This window comes from Ectobacillus sp. JY-23 (assembly GCF_023022965.1).
Taxonomy (GTDB): domain Bacteria; phylum Bacillota; class Bacilli; order Bacillales; family Bacillaceae_G; genus Ectobacillus.
Genome location: NZ_CP095462.1, coordinates 99,742 through 117,532, shown reverse-complemented (window position 1 = coordinate 117,532; position 17,791 = coordinate 99,742). Strand labels below are relative to the sequence as shown.

21 protein-coding genes are annotated in these 17,791 nt (G+C 39.0%); 9 read left to right on the top strand and 12 right to left on the bottom strand.

Features of this window, described 5'->3' with window-relative positions; genetic code table 11:
- Nucleotides 1-15: 15 nt before the first annotated feature.
- Both MUG87_RS00605 and MUG87_RS00600 read right to left on the bottom strand, forming a co-directional pair.
- Nucleotides 16-1,026 (bottom strand): LacI family DNA-binding transcriptional regulator, encoded by a 1,011-nt coding sequence (locus MUG87_RS00605; RefSeq protein WP_247084571.1) that lies wholly within the window; start codon nt 1,024-1,026, stop codon nt 16-18.
- Nucleotides 1,027-1,388: 362 nt separating this feature from the next.
- Complete coding sequence (locus MUG87_RS00600; protein WP_247084569.1) at nt 1,389-2,885, bottom strand: alpha/beta hydrolase; 1,497 nt, start codon at nt 2,883-2,885, stop codon at nt 1,389-1,391.
- Nucleotides 2,886-3,110: 225 nt separating this feature from the next.
- Here MUG87_RS00600 and MUG87_RS00595 point away from each other — a divergent pair, with 225 nt between their 5' ends.
- Together MUG87_RS00595 and MUG87_RS00590 are read left to right on the top strand one after the other, a co-directional pair.
- Nucleotides 3,111-3,497 carry a DUF350 domain-containing protein gene (locus MUG87_RS00595; protein ID WP_247087830.1) on the top strand — a complete coding sequence of 129 codons (387 nt, stop codon included), beginning with the start codon at nt 3,111-3,113 and terminating at the stop codon, nt 3,495-3,497.
- A gap of 634 nt (nt 3,498-4,131) precedes the next feature.
- Nucleotides 4,132-4,299: a 2-isopropylmalate synthase gene (locus MUG87_RS00590; RefSeq protein WP_247084567.1), complete on the top strand. Its 168-nt coding sequence runs from the start codon at nt 4,132-4,134 to the stop codon at nt 4,297-4,299.
- A 181-nt stretch (nt 4,300-4,480) separates the two neighbouring features.
- On the opposite strand, the gene MUG87_RS00585 is transcribed toward MUG87_RS00590, so the two are convergent.
- Nucleotides 4,481-5,635, bottom strand: coding sequence for a M20 family metallopeptidase (locus tag MUG87_RS00585; protein ID WP_247084565.1), 1,155 nt, complete (start codon nt 5,633-5,635; stop codon nt 4,481-4,483).
- 263 nt (nt 5,636-5,898) lie between these two features.
- On the opposite strand from MUG87_RS00585, the gene MUG87_RS00580 reads away from it, so the two are divergent.
- From MUG87_RS00580 to MUG87_RS00555, 6 genes are all read left to right on the top strand, one after another.
- Nucleotides 5,899-6,045 (top strand): teichoic acid D-Ala incorporation-associated protein DltX, encoded by a 147-nt coding sequence (locus MUG87_RS00580; protein WP_247084563.1) that lies wholly within the window; start codon nt 5,899-5,901, stop codon nt 6,043-6,045.
- 12 nt (nt 6,046-6,057) lie between these two features.
- Nucleotides 6,058-7,551: a D-alanine--poly(phosphoribitol) ligase subunit DltA gene (dltA, locus tag MUG87_RS00575; RefSeq protein ID WP_247084562.1), complete on the top strand. Its 1,494-nt coding sequence runs from the start codon at nt 6,058-6,060 to the stop codon at nt 7,549-7,551.
- Nucleotides 7,548-8,696 carry a D-alanyl-lipoteichoic acid biosynthesis protein DltB gene (gene dltB / locus MUG87_RS00570; protein ID WP_247084559.1) on the top strand — a complete coding sequence of 383 codons (1,149 nt, stop codon included), beginning with the start codon at nt 7,548-7,550 and terminating at the stop codon, nt 8,694-8,696. The genes dltA and dltB overlap by 4 nt, the downstream gene beginning before the upstream one ends.
- A gap of 28 nt (nt 8,697-8,724) precedes the next feature.
- Entirely contained in the window at nt 8,725-8,964 is a 240-nt protein-coding gene (dltC, locus tag MUG87_RS00565) for a D-alanine--poly(phosphoribitol) ligase subunit DltC (RefSeq protein ID WP_124562891.1), read from the top strand.
- On the top strand, nt 8,961-10,139 hold the full coding sequence (gene dltD, locus MUG87_RS00560; protein ID WP_247084557.1) for a D-alanyl-lipoteichoic acid biosynthesis protein DltD: 1,179 nt from the start codon (nt 8,961-8,963) through the stop codon (nt 10,137-10,139). Before dltC ends, dltD begins: the two co-directional genes overlap by 4 nt.
- A 192-nt stretch (nt 10,140-10,331) precedes the next feature.
- The gene (locus MUG87_RS00555) at nt 10,332-11,249 is read left to right on the top strand and encodes a S66 peptidase family protein (RefSeq protein WP_247084555.1); all 918 of its coding nucleotides are present in this window, start codon (nt 10,332-10,334) and stop codon (nt 11,247-11,249) included.
- Nucleotides 11,250-11,512: 263 nt separating this feature from the next.
- On the opposite strand, the gene MUG87_RS00550 is transcribed toward MUG87_RS00555, so the two are convergent.
- Nucleotides 11,513-11,926 (bottom strand): SseB family protein, encoded by a 414-nt coding sequence (locus MUG87_RS00550; protein ID WP_247084553.1) that lies wholly within the window; start codon nt 11,924-11,926, stop codon nt 11,513-11,515.
- A 102-nt stretch (nt 11,927-12,028) separates the two neighbouring features.
- The gene (locus tag MUG87_RS00545) at nt 12,029-12,214 is read right to left on the bottom strand and encodes a hypothetical protein (RefSeq protein ID WP_247084551.1); all 186 of its coding nucleotides are present in this window, start codon (nt 12,212-12,214) and stop codon (nt 12,029-12,031) included.
- Between the two features lie 148 nt (nt 12,215-12,362).
- Here MUG87_RS00545 and MUG87_RS00540 point away from each other — a divergent pair, with 148 nt between their 5' ends.
- Complete coding sequence (locus MUG87_RS00540) at nt 12,363-12,548, top strand: DUF3913 family protein (RefSeq protein ID WP_247084549.1); 186 nt, start codon at nt 12,363-12,365, stop codon at nt 12,546-12,548.
- A 39-nt stretch (nt 12,549-12,587) separates the two neighbouring features.
- Here the strand turns inward: MUG87_RS00540 and MUG87_RS00535 are convergent, their stop codons facing one another.
- From MUG87_RS00535 to MUG87_RS00505, 7 genes are all read right to left on the bottom strand, one after another.
- A complete protein-coding gene (locus MUG87_RS00535; protein WP_247084547.1) occupies nt 12,588-13,040 on the bottom strand; it encodes a GNAT family N-acetyltransferase in 453 nt (150 codons plus the stop codon).
- Between the two features lie 17 nt (nt 13,041-13,057).
- Nucleotides 13,058-14,071 (bottom strand): type II CAAX endopeptidase family protein, encoded by a 1,014-nt coding sequence (locus MUG87_RS00530; RefSeq protein ID WP_247084545.1) that lies wholly within the window; start codon nt 14,069-14,071, stop codon nt 13,058-13,060.
- A gap of 86 nt (nt 14,072-14,157) precedes the next feature.
- The gene (locus tag MUG87_RS00525; RefSeq protein ID WP_247084543.1) at nt 14,158-14,919 is read right to left on the bottom strand and encodes an ABC transporter permease; all 762 of its coding nucleotides are present in this window, start codon (nt 14,917-14,919) and stop codon (nt 14,158-14,160) included.
- Nucleotides 14,916-15,815, bottom strand: a complete 900-nt coding sequence (locus MUG87_RS00520; RefSeq protein WP_247084541.1) for an ABC transporter ATP-binding protein — start codon at nt 15,813-15,815, stop codon at nt 14,916-14,918. Before MUG87_RS00520 ends, MUG87_RS00525 begins: the two co-directional genes overlap by 4 nt.
- Before the next feature lie 11 nt (nt 15,816-15,826).
- Nucleotides 15,827-16,600, bottom strand: coding sequence for a hypothetical protein (locus MUG87_RS00515; protein ID WP_247084539.1), 774 nt, complete (start codon nt 16,598-16,600; stop codon nt 15,827-15,829).
- The gene (locus tag MUG87_RS00510) at nt 16,594-17,289 is read right to left on the bottom strand and encodes an ATP-binding cassette domain-containing protein (RefSeq protein WP_247084537.1); all 696 of its coding nucleotides are present in this window, start codon (nt 17,287-17,289) and stop codon (nt 16,594-16,596) included. Before MUG87_RS00510 ends, MUG87_RS00515 begins: the two co-directional genes overlap by 7 nt.
- On the bottom strand, nt 17,286-17,654 hold the full coding sequence (locus MUG87_RS00505; protein WP_247084535.1) for a GntR family transcriptional regulator: 369 nt from the start codon (nt 17,652-17,654) through the stop codon (nt 17,286-17,288). Before MUG87_RS00505 ends, MUG87_RS00510 begins: the two co-directional genes overlap by 4 nt.
- Nucleotides 17,655-17,791 lie beyond the last annotated feature (137 nt).

Genomic DNA, 17,791 nt, shown 5'->3' with positions numbered 1-17,791 from the left:
TAAACACCTTGCTTTCTATGTATTTGATGATTCTCTAACAACGAGTTCAACCGGCAATTCAATATGCTTTGTCTCTTGCGGGCGATCTGTGATGACATCAATTAATGTTTGAGCTGATAGCGCCCCTTTATGAAATACATCCTGCCGAACGGTTGAGAGCTCAGGTGATGTATAACTGCTTACCGTCAAATCATCAAACCCCACAACCGCAATGTCTGTCGGCACTTTCTTCCCCCTATCTTGTAGCGCTTTCATAATTCCGAGCGCCACCAGGTCAGAAGAAGCAAATACAGCCGTGACATCGGAAGAACTAAGCTTTTCCCCCAATTTATATCCTTCTTTAAAAGTACTGTATTTTGCCGTTAAATGCAGGGCTTCTTTTACGTTTCCACGATACAGTGCACGTTGGTAACCAATATAACGTCTTGCATCAACAGGGCTATTTTTACTATGGGCTACATAGGCAATTTTGGTATGCCCTTTTTGCAACAAGTGCTGTCCCGCTAAAAATCCGCCCTCTTCGTCAGCGATACGAATGGTATGAAAATGATCAGCGTATTCCTCATACGCATCGATAAGTAGAATAGGAATAGATAACGTTTTCATTTCTTCATGTAAATGCTCAGGAAACATACCAAGAAAGATAATGCCATCGAGATTGCGTTTAGCAATCCAACTTTTACACTCTTCCGCTTTATTTACACCAGTAATTAAAAAGTCATACCCATTTTTACGAGCGATATATTCAATACCGCTAATAAATTCACTATAATATGAATTCTCTTTAAAAATGGGTGCGAGTGTATCTTCAATAAGCGGCATAACCACACCAATCATATACGACCTGTTTTTTGATAAACTGACGGCAGCGAAATTGGGCTGATATCCAAGTTCTGCAATGGCCTGCTGTACACGCTCCTTTGTTTCCTCAGATACCTTTTGGATACCATTCACGACATATGAAACACTGGCTACGGAAACGCCAGCATGCTTCGCAACATCTCGAATTGTAATTTTCTTCTTCATAAAACCTCCGGTTAAACGGTTAACTTAACTACATTCATATTATAAATGAAAGCGTAATCATATGTCAAGGTATGTCTGCTTTTTATTACTGCATGCTGCAGGATAAGAAAAGTGAAGACACTTCTCTTCATGAATGAAAGGCTCTTTGATTTAGGCTGTTTTCGCAAACTTTGTTACTATATAACAAATAGTGACGAGTGGTTGATTTCCGCTCCAACCAACCTGAAACGAAGAAACCTATCTAAAAACAACAATCTTTTAGAAAAGAGCCTTGATTTAAGAATCTAGTCACTGAAACTGGATAATATCTAACATGTTGCTAATCAAAAAAGACCGAACATGTTCGTGTTCGGTCTTACTGTTTAGCGCGGCGCCACTTCTGCGCCTGTTTTTAAATCAATGATATTTGTGCTACCTGCAGGTGCTGTAATCGTCTGGCTATCCGGTGCTTTTTTCTTATTTTCAACCCAATCTACAAGAAGATCAAACGATTGGTATACATATGGCAATAATGGCTGCATTTCCTTTGTTCCGTCCACAGCACTCCATACTAAGCTGTCAACGTGGTTTCCTTTTTCAATAGTATACAGGCGGTGAAGATGCTCTTTACCAGCCCGTTTCACAAGGTCACGATATCCCTCGGCATGAACAGACGGATATATGAGTGCATCCCATGAACCAGTAATGCTAATGAGGGGCACATTGATGTTCCCTGTATTTTCAATACGCTTCACATCTTTTTCCACAAGATTTAATCGACTCATAAAGTCATAATTTTGGAAAATGTAGTCATAGCTGCGATCACGTACACCATTGATGAAACTAATATAGTTTCGCCAGTCAATATGTCCCGGCGCTGTTGGATCAAGTTCGTCTCGATATGTGTTAAGTGTTAAAAACCAATACACTTGGTCGTGATATGCCCAAAGTTTTTCACTTCCTCTTGGTACACCAGCCGCATACATATTTTGAATTGCTCGTTCTTTCTCTTCTCCTACCCCGTAAATTGCTTTTTCAGCATTGTTTACAGTTTGTGTTAATGACGTAATAAGATTCGGGTCCTTAGCACGCCACATCACACCTTCCCAGTCCAAACCACCATCAAACAAAGGAAATTCTTTCGTAATGTTTGGTTTATCATGCTCCAGGGCATACCGCACAACATAACCGCCATTAGAAATTCCCAGAGCATATGTTGGAACACGATGGAATGGTCTTACCAGTTTGGCTGCCGGATTTTTATCGCTTGGTGAAATGAGTTTTTCTTCATAATGGTTCACTAAATAATTTTGTGCTGCTTTTGTCACCTGGCGAAAGCGCTCGTTCCACTCTACGATACTATCATCCTCACTAACAAGCGCATTTTTAGCTTTGGCCAGCGGATCTGTCGGGTCTGTATCACCTGTCGTTCCTTTATCAATTGCGGCAAATGCATAGCCTTTTTCCAAGACAAAGTCACTAAACAGCAGATCGGTAGAGGTTTCATTTCTTGTACCTGGTATCCCTGCCACAACAAGCTTACCATTCCAATGGTCCGGAATGCGAAGTACAAAACGGGCATCATCAAATGCACCATTTACTTGTGTTCCTGTTACTGCTGCAGGCTTGTACATGTGATACCAGCCTGTTCCGGCTTCCTTATTGCCCCAATTATATGGCACTAATCCAACATTACCGTTTCCTGCTGCGACTTCATATTGAACTGGATTTTTTGTGGTTAACCAATTCCCGTTTGCTCCGTCAAATACCGTTACTTTTATATCATGCGCACCTCTAATCGTCGCTTCACTTGCAGATACGCCTCCAGCTGGAAATAACAAAGCTACAGATGTAGCCACCACCAACAATGTTTTTTTCATCAATAGACACTCCCGAATTCATAATTATTTATTTAGTTGCACTCTAATCATTGGTATATGCACTTATCCACTCCCTCTAAAGGGGCATTTCTTTTATGAACAGCCTTCATATATTTACATATGAAGGGGCATATACTGAAATTATGAAAAATATTCTTTTTCTTCCATCTACTATGCTATGATAGTAGTAAATCAAGAAAGGAGTTCTTACATACTATGGAACTAATTTTAAATTTTCTCTCTTATGCAGGTATTGGCATTGCAATGTTATTTGTTGGTTTACTAATGTTTGAAATTACCACATCAACAAAAGAATTTAAACTTATTGGTAAAGGGAATCAAGCAGCTGCAATGTCACTTGGAGGTAAACTCCTTGGTTTGGCGTTTGTTCTAGGTTCAGCCATTGCTAACTCTGTTTCCATTACAGATATGTTGCTATGGGGTACCATCGGCATTGTAGCGCAAATCATCTTTTTTTACTTAGCAGAACTCGTTACAATTCGCTTTAGTATTAAAGATGCCATTGAGGCTGATAACAAAGCTGTTGGTATTATGATACTGTTACTATCTCTGTCTATCGGTTGGGTACTTGCACAATGCCTGACTTATTAACGACTTGATAAAAGCATTGTCCTACTTTGGACAATGCTTTTATTTACTCTATTGGTTGCTGGTAATGATGAGATTCAGGAAAAAACGTACCGAAATTTATGTTATGATTAGATAAGATACCAATGACACTGTACAGCAAAAACAAACTGATTACGATATACACTGTAACTAAAGTTGTTTTTTTCGTATTAGATCTTCTATATTGGTACAACTGGGATGATTCCAAGTGGGCAATTCTCTTTTCTAGCCTTTTGATTTTTTCTTCCATATCCATATTTTCATCTCCCCTTGCTTGTACTGACATCCGAACCGAGTACATTTGATCATCTCGATTTGTTTTATATAGTCCCTAATACTGATATATACGTGTTGGTTTCTAAATCATCACACTTCGTTATACAGCTTTCTCATTTATAACAGGAAAGTTCACCTCGTATCGTCCACTTCATGTATTCTCTTTACACATCGCCTCTCCCGAAAGTATTTTTATTATTCTTAATTCTCTGAAAAATAATCTTTTCCCTTCTTTTCTCCTATATTTTTTCATAAAGAAATTAAGATAAGGTATTTTCTCCTTGAAATGTATAAAGATTATTTGATTAGCCAATGCTAAGTGAAAAAAGGAGAAAACCAAATGGATCACACTGATCAGTCTCATCAAGAAGAGTATGCAGCTGAAATTTCACCTGGTTATCGACAGGATGTTAGAAAGGAAGAGCCTCCTCATCTATCTCCATTATTAATGGGAACTGTTGTGTTTGGAATTATTTTTATTGTCCTGCTTATTTCCTATTTACAATGAACTTCAGTGCGCCTATTTTTCGAATATAAGGCAAATGTACAAGCTTTTCTAGTAGCCAAGCATATCATTACTAGTGGACATAGTTTTTTCAACCCTCTCCAGTCCGGTTTTGGCGGCTACTCTTGTAGCCGTCCTTTTTATGTTTCTATGCGAAAAAGACTCTGGTAACCAGAGTCTTCTTTTACGAATTCAGATTTTTTACAACGCGCAGAAACATTTGGACACCAAGTGGGAGCGCATCTTCATCAATATCAAAACGCGGGTGATGATGTGGGTAATTTGTGCCCTTTTCTGGATTACCTGAACCAAGTTTAAAGAAGCATCCCTTTGCTTTTTGTAAAAACGCGGAAAAATCCTCTCCGCCCATTGAAGGAGATACATATGTCACATCCTCTTTTCCAAACAACTCTAGGGCGCTTTGTTCTACTACTTTTGTGATGGTTTCTTCGTTAATCACTGGTCTATAGCCGTAGCGGTAATCATATGTATAGGTTGCTCCGTGGGCATCCGTAATTCCTTGTATCATCTGTTCAATACGTTGCTCTGCATCTTTGCGCAAGTCATCATCAAAACAACGCACCGTCCCCAATAAAAAAGCGGTATCCGGTATGATGTTATCAGCTGTTCCTGCATTGAACTGCGTCACCGATACTACACGCTGCTTAAAGGCATCCGTATTTCTAGAAACAATGTGTTGTAAATTGGAAATGATTTGTGCGCCTATCACGATAGGATCAACTGTCTCTTGCGGATGCGCCGCATGTCCACCCTTTCCTTGAATTACAATTTCAAATACATCAGGTGCTGCCATCATCGGTCCATATGCAATTCCAACTTTACCAGTAGGTAGTCCAGACATAAGATGAAGACCAATTACCGCATCTACCCCTTCCATCACACCTGCTTCCACCATTTCTTCTCCCCCACCCGGAAATTGCTCCTCAGCATGTTGAAAGAAAAAACGAACTTCTCCCGCGACCTCATCTTTATGTTGCGATAGAACACAGGCGGTTTCTAACAAAATAGCTGTATGACCATCATGTCCACATGCATGCATAACACCCGGCACGCTTGATTTATAAGATGTTTCGTTTTCTTCCTGAATAGGAAGGGCATCCATATCAGCCCGAAGTCCGATTGTTTTTCCAGGCTTTGCGCCTTTAAGTACCGCCATCACACTGTATGGGGTAGGTCTGGAAACCTCTAGTCCATCAAATGAACATAGGGTGTCGTAAACAAATTGCGATGTGTTTACTTCTTGAAAGGATAGTTCTGGATTGGCGTGCATAAAACGGCGCCACTTAATTAGCCGTTCTGAATGAATAGATTGTTCCATTGTTATCAACTCCTTTTGAATTGTGTTGAAATTGTAAAATTTTCATCATCCATATACTTTTATTCATACATGTACTATACTGTTTCTGGATTTCTTTCCTTTTTCCTTTCTATTGTTATTGTAAATGTCAACATCAAAAATGTTACAGAAAGGATTTTCTTTTTTTTCTATTAATGCTACTATCAGAAAAGAACACTTCTCCCCTTATCCAAATGATGGGATTTTTGTACTTTATGTACAAACGAACAAAATAGGAGGAACATATGAAGGCAGTAAAAGCACTATGGAATAGACCTACTGTACAATGGTTTTGTAAAACACTGTATTACCTTGGAATTCTGCTTGGACTTCTTTGGTTGTACGGATTTACCGACACAAATACAAGTACCTTTATTTATAACGAGTTTTAGGTGGGATAAAATATGAGTTTACTAGAAAAAATTAATCAGTGGGCTTTCACACAACCTGATACACCCGCGTTTATATGGCGCGATCGCACATTAACATATGGAGAGCTTCAAGCCTACTCTGATTCGCTTGCACATTGGATTGCAGAACAGTACAGTGATGATGCGCCTATTATGGTATATGGCCATATGCAGCCTGAAATGATTGTATCCTTTCTAGCATGCGTCAAAGCCGGTCATGCATATATTCCAGTTGATACATCCATTCCGACAGAACGTGTTCTTCGCATTGCGCAAAACTCTGGTGCAAAGCTCATGCTTGCGGTTTCTGATGCACCAGACGTACCGCTTACTGTGAAAGCAGGAGATTCTTTAAAAGCTTTGTTTATGACAGATAAGCCCGCACCTATGAGACAAGAAAATGATAAAAACTTCTATATTATTTATACGTCAGGAAGCACAGGAAACCCAAAAGGCGTACAAATTACACATAGCTGCCTAACAAGCTTCACGGATTGGATGACATCTGATTTTGATCTTGGTACTGGGAAGATGTTTTTAAACCAAGCACCATTCTCATTTGACTTATCTGTTATGGATTTATACCCTTCATTAGTAACAGGAGGTACGATTTGGGCAATCGATAAAGATATGATCGCCAAACCAAAAGAATTGTTCGCTTCGTTGGCGGCATCAGGAACGGAAGTATGGACATCAACGCCTTCCTTTGCAGAAATGTGTCTAATGGAGCCTGGCTTTAACGCACAAATGCTTCCTTCTTTAAGAACATTTTTGTTCTGCGGAGAGGTTTTGTCAAATAATGTGGCGCGCCAGTTATCCGAGCGCTTTCCAAACGCACGCATTATGAACACATACGGACCAACAGAAGCCACTGTTGCCGTAACAGAAATTGAAGTGACAAAAGAAATTCTCGACCAGTATCAATCATTGCCTGTGGGTCGCTGTAAATCAGATTGCCGCATTCTCATTCTAAAAGAAGATGGTACTATTGCAGCTGAAGGTGAAAAAGGGGAAATTGTGATTGTGGGACCAAGTGTCAGCACTGGCTACCTTGGTAGTCCTGAGTTAACAGAAAAAGCCTTTACTGTCATCAATGGGGAACGTGCATACAAAACAGGCGACGCTGGTTATATGATGGATGGCTTATTATTTTACAATGGTCGTTTGGATTTCCAAATTAAACTACACGGTTACCGCATGGAACTTGAGGAAATCGAACATCACCTGCGCAGCAGTATCTATGTGAAGTCGGTTGTGGTTTTACCAATTCAAAAAGATGGAAAATACGACCACTTGTTGGCAGTCATTGTACCGGAAGATCATACATTTGCAAAAGAGTTTCAACTTACTTCCGCCATCAAAAAAGAGGTAGCTTCTTTGCTTCCAAATTACATGATTCCAAGAAAGTTTGTGTATCAGTCATCTATTCCTATGACACCGAATGGAAAAGCCGATCGCAAGAAGCTGATGAGTGAGGTTACGTCATGACACCTTACGCAACCTTTTACTTCTTTGTTATTGTGGCGTTGCTTTTAGCGCCATCTATCATCGCGGGACTGCGCGGTCATTCTTTACGAACATATAACTCTATTGTAACGATTGTGATATTGGCGATTATTTTTGGCGGTAAGCCAGTGCAGGCTTTTTCTCTTATTACATTTACCGTATGGCAAACTTGTCTTGTGAAGGGGTATTTGCAACTTCGTAAGCAAAATAATACAACGGGCAGATTTTATGGCGCTGTTATTCTATCAATTTTGCCGCTCGTGCTTGTGAAAGTAATTCCATTTTTATCGGACATTAGCGCCATTGGATTTTTAGGAATTTCCTATTTAACATTCAAAGCTGTACAAATGATTATGGAAATTCGAGATGGGCAAATCAAAGAATTATCCTTGTATGACTTCCTACGCTTTTTATTGTTCTTCCCGACCATTACATCTGGTCCGATTGATCGATATCGCCGTTTCCAAAAAGATATTGCGCATACACCGTCTAAAGAGGAGTATCGCGAATTTTTGTATACGGGAATCAACAGAATTTTTCAAGGTTTTTTGTATAAATTCATTATTGGTTACTTAATTAATCAATACATTTTACTAACGGATTTAGTAAAAGGCGACAGTCTTATTCCACAAATTACTTATATGTACGGCTACAGCTTGTACTTGTTTTTTGACTTTGCTGGATATAGCGCATTTGCCATCGGTGTAAGCTATTTAATGGGGATTAAAACACCCGAAAACTTTAATAAACCATTTGTGAGCCGGAATATTAAAGACTTTTGGAATCGCTGGCATATGAGTCTATCATTCTGGTTCCGTGATTATGTCTATATGCGTTTTGTGTTCTTTATGACCAAGAAGAAAATTATTAAAGATCGCTATGTTGTATCCAATATTGGGTTTTTCTTAAATTTCTTTCTTATGGGCATTTGGCACGGCTTACAGCTACATTATGTCGTATACGGCTTATATCATGCTTTACTGTTTGTTCTGTTTGATTGGTTTGAACGGAAAAACAAAAAGCATAAATTTTGGCCGCAGCACAAGTGGATGTCTGTTGTTTCTATTATTATCACCTTTCACTTCGTGGCGTTCGGTTTCTTGATTTTCTCAGGAAAACTTTTATAACAATTGACCTAAAAGGAGACTATCTATCATGACACAATTTAAAGAGCAAGTGTTAGACTTATTAGAAGAAGTATGTGAAAACGACATTGTAAAAGAAAATCCGGATATTCTTTTATTTGAAGAAGGTATTCTTGATTCGTTTGGAACAGTAACATTGCTTGTAGAAATTCAGGAGCGTCTGAACATTGAAGTATCTATCTCTGACTTTGATCGCGATGAATGGGCAACACCGAACATGATTGTGCAAAAGTTGGCTGACATGAAATGAAACACCCGAAATTCGGTCCTTTTCTTTTAGCGCTAGCTCTGTTTGGCATACTACTGTTTATGCCTGTGCAGTACTTATTCCCTTTAATTAATAGTGATAAAGTGGAACAAGCAGCAACCTCTTTGAATACGGATGTGTTCCAAGGAACCGCGATACAAAAGAAAATGTTACAAGACCACAAATACTTACCATTATACGGTTCATCTGAACTGTCACGACTGGATGTATACCACCCTTCCAACTATTTCAAAATCAATCCGGAAGGCTTTACGCCTTACCTGATTGGCCGTGGTGGTACACAGTCTCTTGTTCATTTTTTAAGTTTGGCAGCAACATCAGATGAAATAAAAAATAAACGCATTGTATTTATCCTGTCACCTCAATGGTTTATTAAACAGGGATTAGACGATGCACACTTTTCACCTAACTTCTCGGCATTACAGGCATATGACTTTGTTTTCAACAGTAATTTAACACCAAAAATGAAGAAAAAAGCGGCGAAACGTCTTCTTAAATTTGAAGTTGTCAGACAAGACAAATTATTAACTACTATGCTTGAGGGGTTAGTGCATGATGACTTTGTTCGCACATGTAAAGCCGATGTTATGAAGCCATTTGCCTACACGTATAAAAACGTGCTAGAGCGTAAGGATATCGTGAATGCATTAACAAACGATAAGAAACGAAAACCCAATACAGATGGTTCTTTGAAGGGTTTGTCACTTGAGCAGCTATCTGCTCGTGCGGAGGAAACAGGTGCTCAGGAATCACGCTCTAATGAGTTTGGTATTGTGGACAAATATTACCAGCATAAAATTGCACCAAAGCTTTCCGAGCTCAAAGGCTACAAAGCAATAGAATCATATGATCAATCGCCTGAGTATGAGGATTTGCAAATGATTTTAGATTTACTAAAACAAAATAACACCAAGGCGTTGTTTATTTCTATTCCAGTAAATGGTCCTTGGTATGACTATGCGGAGTTTCCGAAAGAACGCCGCTACGTTTATTATCAAAAGATCCGTCACTTTATTGAAAAAGACGGTTTCCCTGTCGCCGACTTTTCTGCCCATGAATACGACACATATTTCATGAAGGATACCATTCACATCGGCTGGAAGGGCTGGGTTCATCTGAATGAATCACTAAAACAGTTCCACCACATAACGAACTAAGCTTGAGGCGCTTGCCTCAGGCTTTTTTATATTAGGAGATCATTTCGTATAATATCTCTACTTCACGTCGTGCTTCTTCTGTTATCCCCATATAAGTACCTTTTAGAAACAATTCTGTGCGTACAGGAAAAAACCTTTTACATCTTGAATAAAATGAGATGAAACTTATATTGCAGCAGAGGAGTTAGAAGAATGAACAAACCACATATGTTACAAAGCGGTGATACTGTAATGATTGTCGCACCAGCAGGACCGGTGAATAAGGAACGAGTAATGCGAATGAAACTGCGCCTAGAAGAGATGGGGTTACATGTCAAACTCGGTGATAATATGTTTCGTCAAAATGGTTTTTTAGCAGGAGAAGATGCGCTGCGTCTTGCTGATTTGCAAGAAGCCATCACAAATCCTAATATTAAGGCGATTTTTTGTTCGCGCGGTGGCTACGGCAGTGCACGTTTACTTCCTTATTTAGACTTCGAACCACTTCAAAGACAACCAAAAATCTTTTGGGGTTATAGTGACATTACCTTTTTACATATTATATGTAATCAATTGGCAGATCTTGTTACATTTCACGGGCCAATGATGGAAGAATGCGGTGCCGAAGATGTAGCACATGAGACGTTTTCTTCTTTGAGTCAATTGTTTTCTCCCACTTCTATTTCGTTAACAGCTTCCAGACATGATTACCCGCCCTTTTTTCATACAGTGCGGGCGCCTATTATCGGCGGTAATTTAACCGTACTCCTTTCAACACTTGGGACACAATATGAAATTGACACGCGCGGAAAAATTTTGCTCCTTGAGGATATTGGTGAAGTGCCTTATCGTATCGACCGTATGCTGAATCAATTGCGCCTTGCAGGCAAATTCGATGATTGCGTAGGTATTCTCTTAACGGATTTTTATGATTGCGAGGCAGATGGTAAACCATCCTTATCTATGGAAGAAATCGTTTACACACATATCGTCCCGTATGGTATTCCCATTTTAAGCGGTTTCCCCATTGGTCATTGTACACCCAATATCGGCATTCCTCTAGGTAGTTATGCCACTATGAACGGACAAAGCCGAACACTTACTATTGAACCTGGTGTTATCTCAAACTAAGTAAAAGGTGTCCTAAACTACAGGACACCTGATTGTATAGACTATAGAATGCAAGGTAGCTTCTGCTACTTTTTCTTTTTGTTTTTGTTGTTTTTGCTCGCGGCTTTTTGCGCCTGAACAGGCTTTGCTTGCGGCGTAGCTTTTTTCTTGGAGTTTTTATTTTTTGCCACTTTCACCAGTTCCTTTCGTGCATTTACTACTACTATATTGCAAGAAATGGAATTGGCGACAGCATGGCACAAAAAAAGAAGGGATCTCCCTTCTTATTTATAGTACGTAAAAATTTTACCTGTTTTAATATCCTCAATTTCAGCTTCTGTAAACGACTTGTCCACTTCAGAACCAACGTTCAATACAACGGTAGCTTTTGTATCAACAATATCAAATAACTCTTTTCCACGAATCATGATGGCAGAAGCGTCTTTTAATACATCTTCTGGCATAGCCTCTCGCATATAATCCAGTCTTGTAAAGATAGGTAGTACCCATCTGCCGTCTCCTTGAAAATAACGGAGCGTTACCTGACCAGTTGTTGCTTCCTCTTCTGCCTCAAGTGTGCCAAATGTATATAAATGAGACTCAAGTAAGGCTTCATAAAAATCTTTTCTGCGTTTTTCGTTCGCTTTGGCCATCACCAATAGCGTTTCTACTTTTGTAATTGCAGGAAATTCTGTCATGTACGTTCCCTCGTTTCTCTTGATGTTTTTATTATTATACAAAATATTCTTACTCTTTTCTATAAAAATTTTAAACCTGTCAACAAATGCTGATTGTCAATGTCAGACTTTAGCATGGCCTAAATGTAAAATCAGTTGCAGAAGTAAGGCAGGAATGACGATCATAACCGTTCGTACAATCCGTTTAATCGCCTGCCAAACATGACAGCCGGCAAGTCTTTCATCTAAAATTATTTCCCACATTTGTATTCGTTCATATAATTGTTCAAACTCTTCACACACTTCCATGATAAACTCCTTTCTGCTACTCCTCCTTGTATCATAATACATTTTGCATACAAGATGCGATATTTTTTTAAAAACCCTCTTCACAAAAGCATAAATATGATATATTATGAATAAAAATGTAATCGTGACTGCCGAAAGGAGATTAAATATGAAAATATGGTTCTACGAAAAAGATAATCAAAATACAGATTTATTAGGGATTTGGGAAAATGCCCCCGTCATTCCACGCATTGGTGAAAAAGTTGAAATTGTGAATACAACACGCACTGTCGCAGACATTAAATATGTAAAAAAGGGTGGTAATTTTAAGATTGAAGTAATTATCACTGCATAGAAAAAAGAGCCGTTTACATGTCGGCTCTTTTTAATAGCGCTATCGTTTCATCACATAAAACTCTGTATTACCACGTAAGAAAGAATTCACAATTCGAAAATCGAAGACCTCATATAAATGAATAGCTCTACGATTAAAAGCCGCAACCGTTAAACGTAAATCTAAACCACCTTGGTCAATATGGTCCAGTACAAAGGAAAAAAATGGTCGACCACGTTTTTGACCAGTCAAATCAGGTCTCATTCCAACACCGATATCAATACCGGGTTCATCGTAAACCCCCGCCAATTGTCCCGCAGGCACCTGAGCAGCTTTGCCTGTGCAAAAATAACCTATCACATCTCCTTCATCCACTACTGCTTTATAGGAGCCGTCAAGTAATTCTTGGATAGCCTCTGCACTGCCCTCCATATTATAGAACTCATATGGATATTCATAGTCCCAATTTGCGATTTGCACCGCATACTCCTCTGTCATTGCAACCGTCCTCATAATGTACCCCTTCCTCATTACTCCACCTTTGTAATAATCACTTTGTTGTCTTGTATATCTAATTTAACATGATCATGCTCTTGCAAATTAAGTTGATGCACTGCTTCGTCCGGCAATTCCACTGCCATAAAATGATTTGTCATAAGTACTTGACTATACACACTTGTAGATATATTCTCCGCTTCCTGTTCTTCTCGCAACTTAGCTAAAATAGGCAATTGCTGATGATTACGGAAGTTATTTCCAATAAATGGTACAATCCAAAATAACGTAAGGATAACAACCACAATACTAATACCCAGTTCCATTGGTGAACGCAAATCTGCAAGTTCAACGGGACCTACTGCATTACCTTCACCTAACTGCATGAAACTTGCAATCATGTTATTTAGCGCATGTACCGCCATCGCAACAAGGAGACTGTTCGTTTTTAAATAAATGATGCACATAATAAGTCCAAATACAAAAGCCCCAATAATATCCATATGTCCTAAACCAAATAAGAGGGAAGATACAATAACTGCTCTTTTAAGCCCCCACTTATGTGTCATACGATGCAAGAAAAAACCACGAAAAATCAATTCCTCCATAATCGGAGCAAATACACATACTGAAATTAAGCTGAAAATTGTTGCTGCTACACTTGTTTGGTCAATCGTAGGTTCGTTAAGCATATCCGTGATAAAATCAGGGGCGATATAAGATGCGACGTAAAACTGAACAACAGAAATTGCTGCGGAAAATATCATCCCGATTGCTGTTGCTGTTACAATCAAGCGCCAGTTCCATGTAGCGGGTTGACGCAACAAGCTACTAAACGCAATGTTATGCTGTGTCATTTTTACACGTAACCAAACCAATGGAAAGATAAAAAACAAACACGTTTCAATTAAAATATTTAATAGCTCTTCACTAATAATCCCGTAATCTGCAAGGACAAAAATAGGAATTACAATTGCTACACCAAGTAGCAGCATCCAGAGGAAAAAGCTTCGCAGTCGTATCTTCGCAAATGTTGTAATCGCTAACACCTCCGCGTTTTGTATACTTATATTTTACAAGATTTATTTCATTTTATCTGCGATAAAATGAAAAAATCTCTGCGTCTGCAGAGATTTTATAAAATATCTTTCTTTTGAAACGCTACACTTGACACAACAAGACATGTAAATAAGTAAACACCAACCACCAACAGAGATATTTCCATTGTGAAATCAGGAAAAATTGGCTTCATTCCTTTGTTCAACATCGGGTTGCTTTCGTACATGCCTGGGTATAAATGAAAGAAAATGACCATTTTAGCCCAGTTATAACTACTAAGTAGCAATAAAATTGGTCCTTCCGAGAATAAAATAAACAAGGTAATAACGATAGGTAAAACCGCGTTTCGCACAAGAACCCCGATTGTAAAAGCGAGAGTCGTATAGAAGATTAAGCGTGGTAATTGATATACCATTCCTTGTACATACGTACCCACATCGCCTGTTCCGCCTGAGAAGGTAAGCAAACCGACAAGCAAAGATAAAAAGCCCGCAAATGCTGTAACTATGATCACTGCTAATATAGCGATCATGTATTTAGATAACAATATGCAAATGCGCTTTTTTGGACGAATCAACAGCTGTTTAATGGTTCCTTTCTGAAATTCCTCCGCCATCGTTTTACCGCCGATAACTACACCGTATAGTACAATGATAGAAAGAAGTCCCTCTAGGTTCATATCGGCAAATGCAATTGGATTATTAATTTCCATTTGAGCCGGCAACCATTTCTTGGCCGCTATAAGTGACAAGACCGTAAATCCGATTAGTAAAAGCAGAAATAAGTATGTGCCTTTTTTTGCATGTAGCTTCAATAGCTCGTTTCTCAATAGATTCATTGCATAGTACTCCCTTCTGTTAAAAGTAAGAACTCTTCCTCGAGCGATTTATTTTTCACCGTGACACCATATATTAAAATATCCTGCATGACAAGCTTTTTCACAAGGTGAGGGATATGTTCACGACTGCTACGAACAACAATCATATTCTGCTCTATCTTCCCTTCTACAAAGTGCAGTGCATCGTCTGGTCGATCGACTTCAATCGTCACTGTCAATATCTCGTCTTGTTGCTCCTTTAAAGCGTACTCTCGAACGAACTGCCCATTCTGAATAATGACCACACGATCGCACATCAGCTCAATTTCACTCAGCAAGTGGCTTGATACAAGCACTGCAATGCCTTCTTCCTTCGCTAAGTATTGCAAATAATCGCGGAGTTGGCGAATACCAGCCGGGTCAAGACCATTTGTAGGTTCATCTAGAATAAGAACTTTCGGTCTGTGCAATAGCGCCTGCGCAATTCCTAAACGCTGCTTCATACCAAGAGAATACGTCTTTACCTTTTTATAAATCGCATCCTGCAGCTCCACCAGCTTAACAATCTCTTGTATACGTACAGGTTCAATGGTTGTTGCTGCCATGTTTGCAAAATGTTTTAGGTTTTGCATACCAGTCATGTACTCATATAGTTCTGGGTTTTCTACAATTGCTCCAATATGCTCAAGCGCTTTTTCTCGTTCTGTGCGAATGCTGTGGCCGCAAATTTCAATGTCCCCGGACGTCATAGATATGAGACCTGTCATCATACGTATCGTCGTCGTTTTCCCGCTGCCGTTCGGACCAAGAAAGCCATATACTTCCCCTTCTCGTACCTCAAAAGACAAATCTTTAATAATTGCATGCTTTTTAATTGTTTTGTGTACATGACGCAATGATACAACTGTTTTTTCCACTATAGTCCCTCCTATATCTCCACTCGTTTTTCAATTAACCATGCTGTTGCAATAAATAACCCAAGCAAGCTGATTACATTCACAAAGCTGCCGTATACATGAATGCCCTCTGAAAATAATCCAATTTGAACTTCTCCCCCTTCATAAGGAATACGTCCTGCTTGCAGAATATACCCGTTAGGAAATAACTCAGATATCTTCGAAGTTATAACAGTTACTAAAGTATTACACGCAAAAAACAGAATCGTACTGAGTATTCCCTTGTTCTTAGACATAATAGGTAAAGAATAAGCGAGCACAAATGAAAAAAAGAGTTGTATTAAGATGTTTAAGCTCATTTGATAACCTGCTGAAATTATCCACATATAGTCGATAACGCGTATTTGTCTTAAAATCTCTGTATACTCTGTTTCCGTAGCTAATAAGCTAATCAGCTGAATACCGATAAATGCGAGGATTTGAATAAAAGCCGCTACAATAACCCAATAACATAAAGAAGCTAGGCTATATTTCCAGCTACGAATGGGTAATAGACGAATCAAAGAACTTTTAATGATGTTACGAAACACACTAAATGTATGAAACAATAAGGTTATCAGCATACCTACAAATAGCAAGAAGGTAAAAATAAAGCTAAGAGTTTCTCGTTCTATTTGGTTTGATCCAATTTGGTGAAATACAGTCATGTTTAAGATAATTAACACTTGCATGATTATAAAAACCGCAACCAATACTGTTAAAAACCGTGCATTGCTTTGAAACGTATAGCGTAGTAGCTTTAACATGAAAATACCTCCTTAAACCACTCATGTACAGCCTTTCCGTGACACAACCGAAGCTCCTCAGCATTCATATGAAGAAGCACTTTGCCGTCCTGCAGAGCAATCACTTCATCAAATAACATTTCAATCTCTTGAATGAGGTGCGTAGAAATGATCATGCTCCGTTCTTCATGATAGAAAGCTAGCAATATTTGTAGAATTTGGTCGCGTGCAACTAGGTCTACCCCTCCAAGCGGTTCGTCCAGTACGTATAATTTTGCACGCCGACACAGTGTGAGAATAAGCTGTACTTTTTCTAAGGCTCCTTTTGAAAGTGACGAAATCCTTGCTTCCTGTGCAATTTTCATTTCGGACAACATCGTGGCTGCTTTTACAGCATCAAAGTCTTCGTAAAAGGTATGATAAAAGGCCACTGCATCTTTCACATACATCCATTGTTCTAGAAACACTGTGTCTGGCATAAATGAAACCATTTGCTTTGTATGTACGCCAGCCTTTGTGCCATCTATTGTAACGCTACCACTGCTCGGCTGTAACAGTCCCGCTAACAACTTTAAAAGTGTTGTTTTGCCGCTACCATTATTGCCTATTAAACCAATAATTTTTCCGGACTCTACCGTTATACTTACATCATGAAGCGCTTTTTTCTTTCCGTAGGACTTTGTCACCTCGGAGATCTGTATAAGACTCATGCTTTCTCCTCCTTACTCAGCGATATTTCTACTAGCATTTTTATCTCTTCTTCTGAAAATCCGAGTGCCCGCATTCCTGCTATAAAATGAGTTAAAAGATCCTTGGACATGTCTTTTTTTAGTTCCATGATTTTCTCCCTCTCTTTTGTTACATACCTTCCCATACCTCGGCGTGTTTCTAAGACACCTTCTCGTTCCAATTCCTGAAACGTGCGCTGCACTGTATTCGGATTGATTTGTAACTCAATAGCAAGCTCTCGTACAGACGGAACCTTATCTCCCTCGCGCAAACGTCCGGTCACAATTTCTTTTTTTATGTAATCCATAATTTGTATATAGATGGGGATATTAGCGTCAAATTTCATCCTAACCACCTCCTACTGTTTTGGTGTGTTAGTTAAATAGTACACCAATATACAAAAGATGTAAATACGTATAAACTATTTTTCACTCCATCTTTCCTGTAACCCCACTACAGTCCTTTTCATGTAATCTTGTTTTT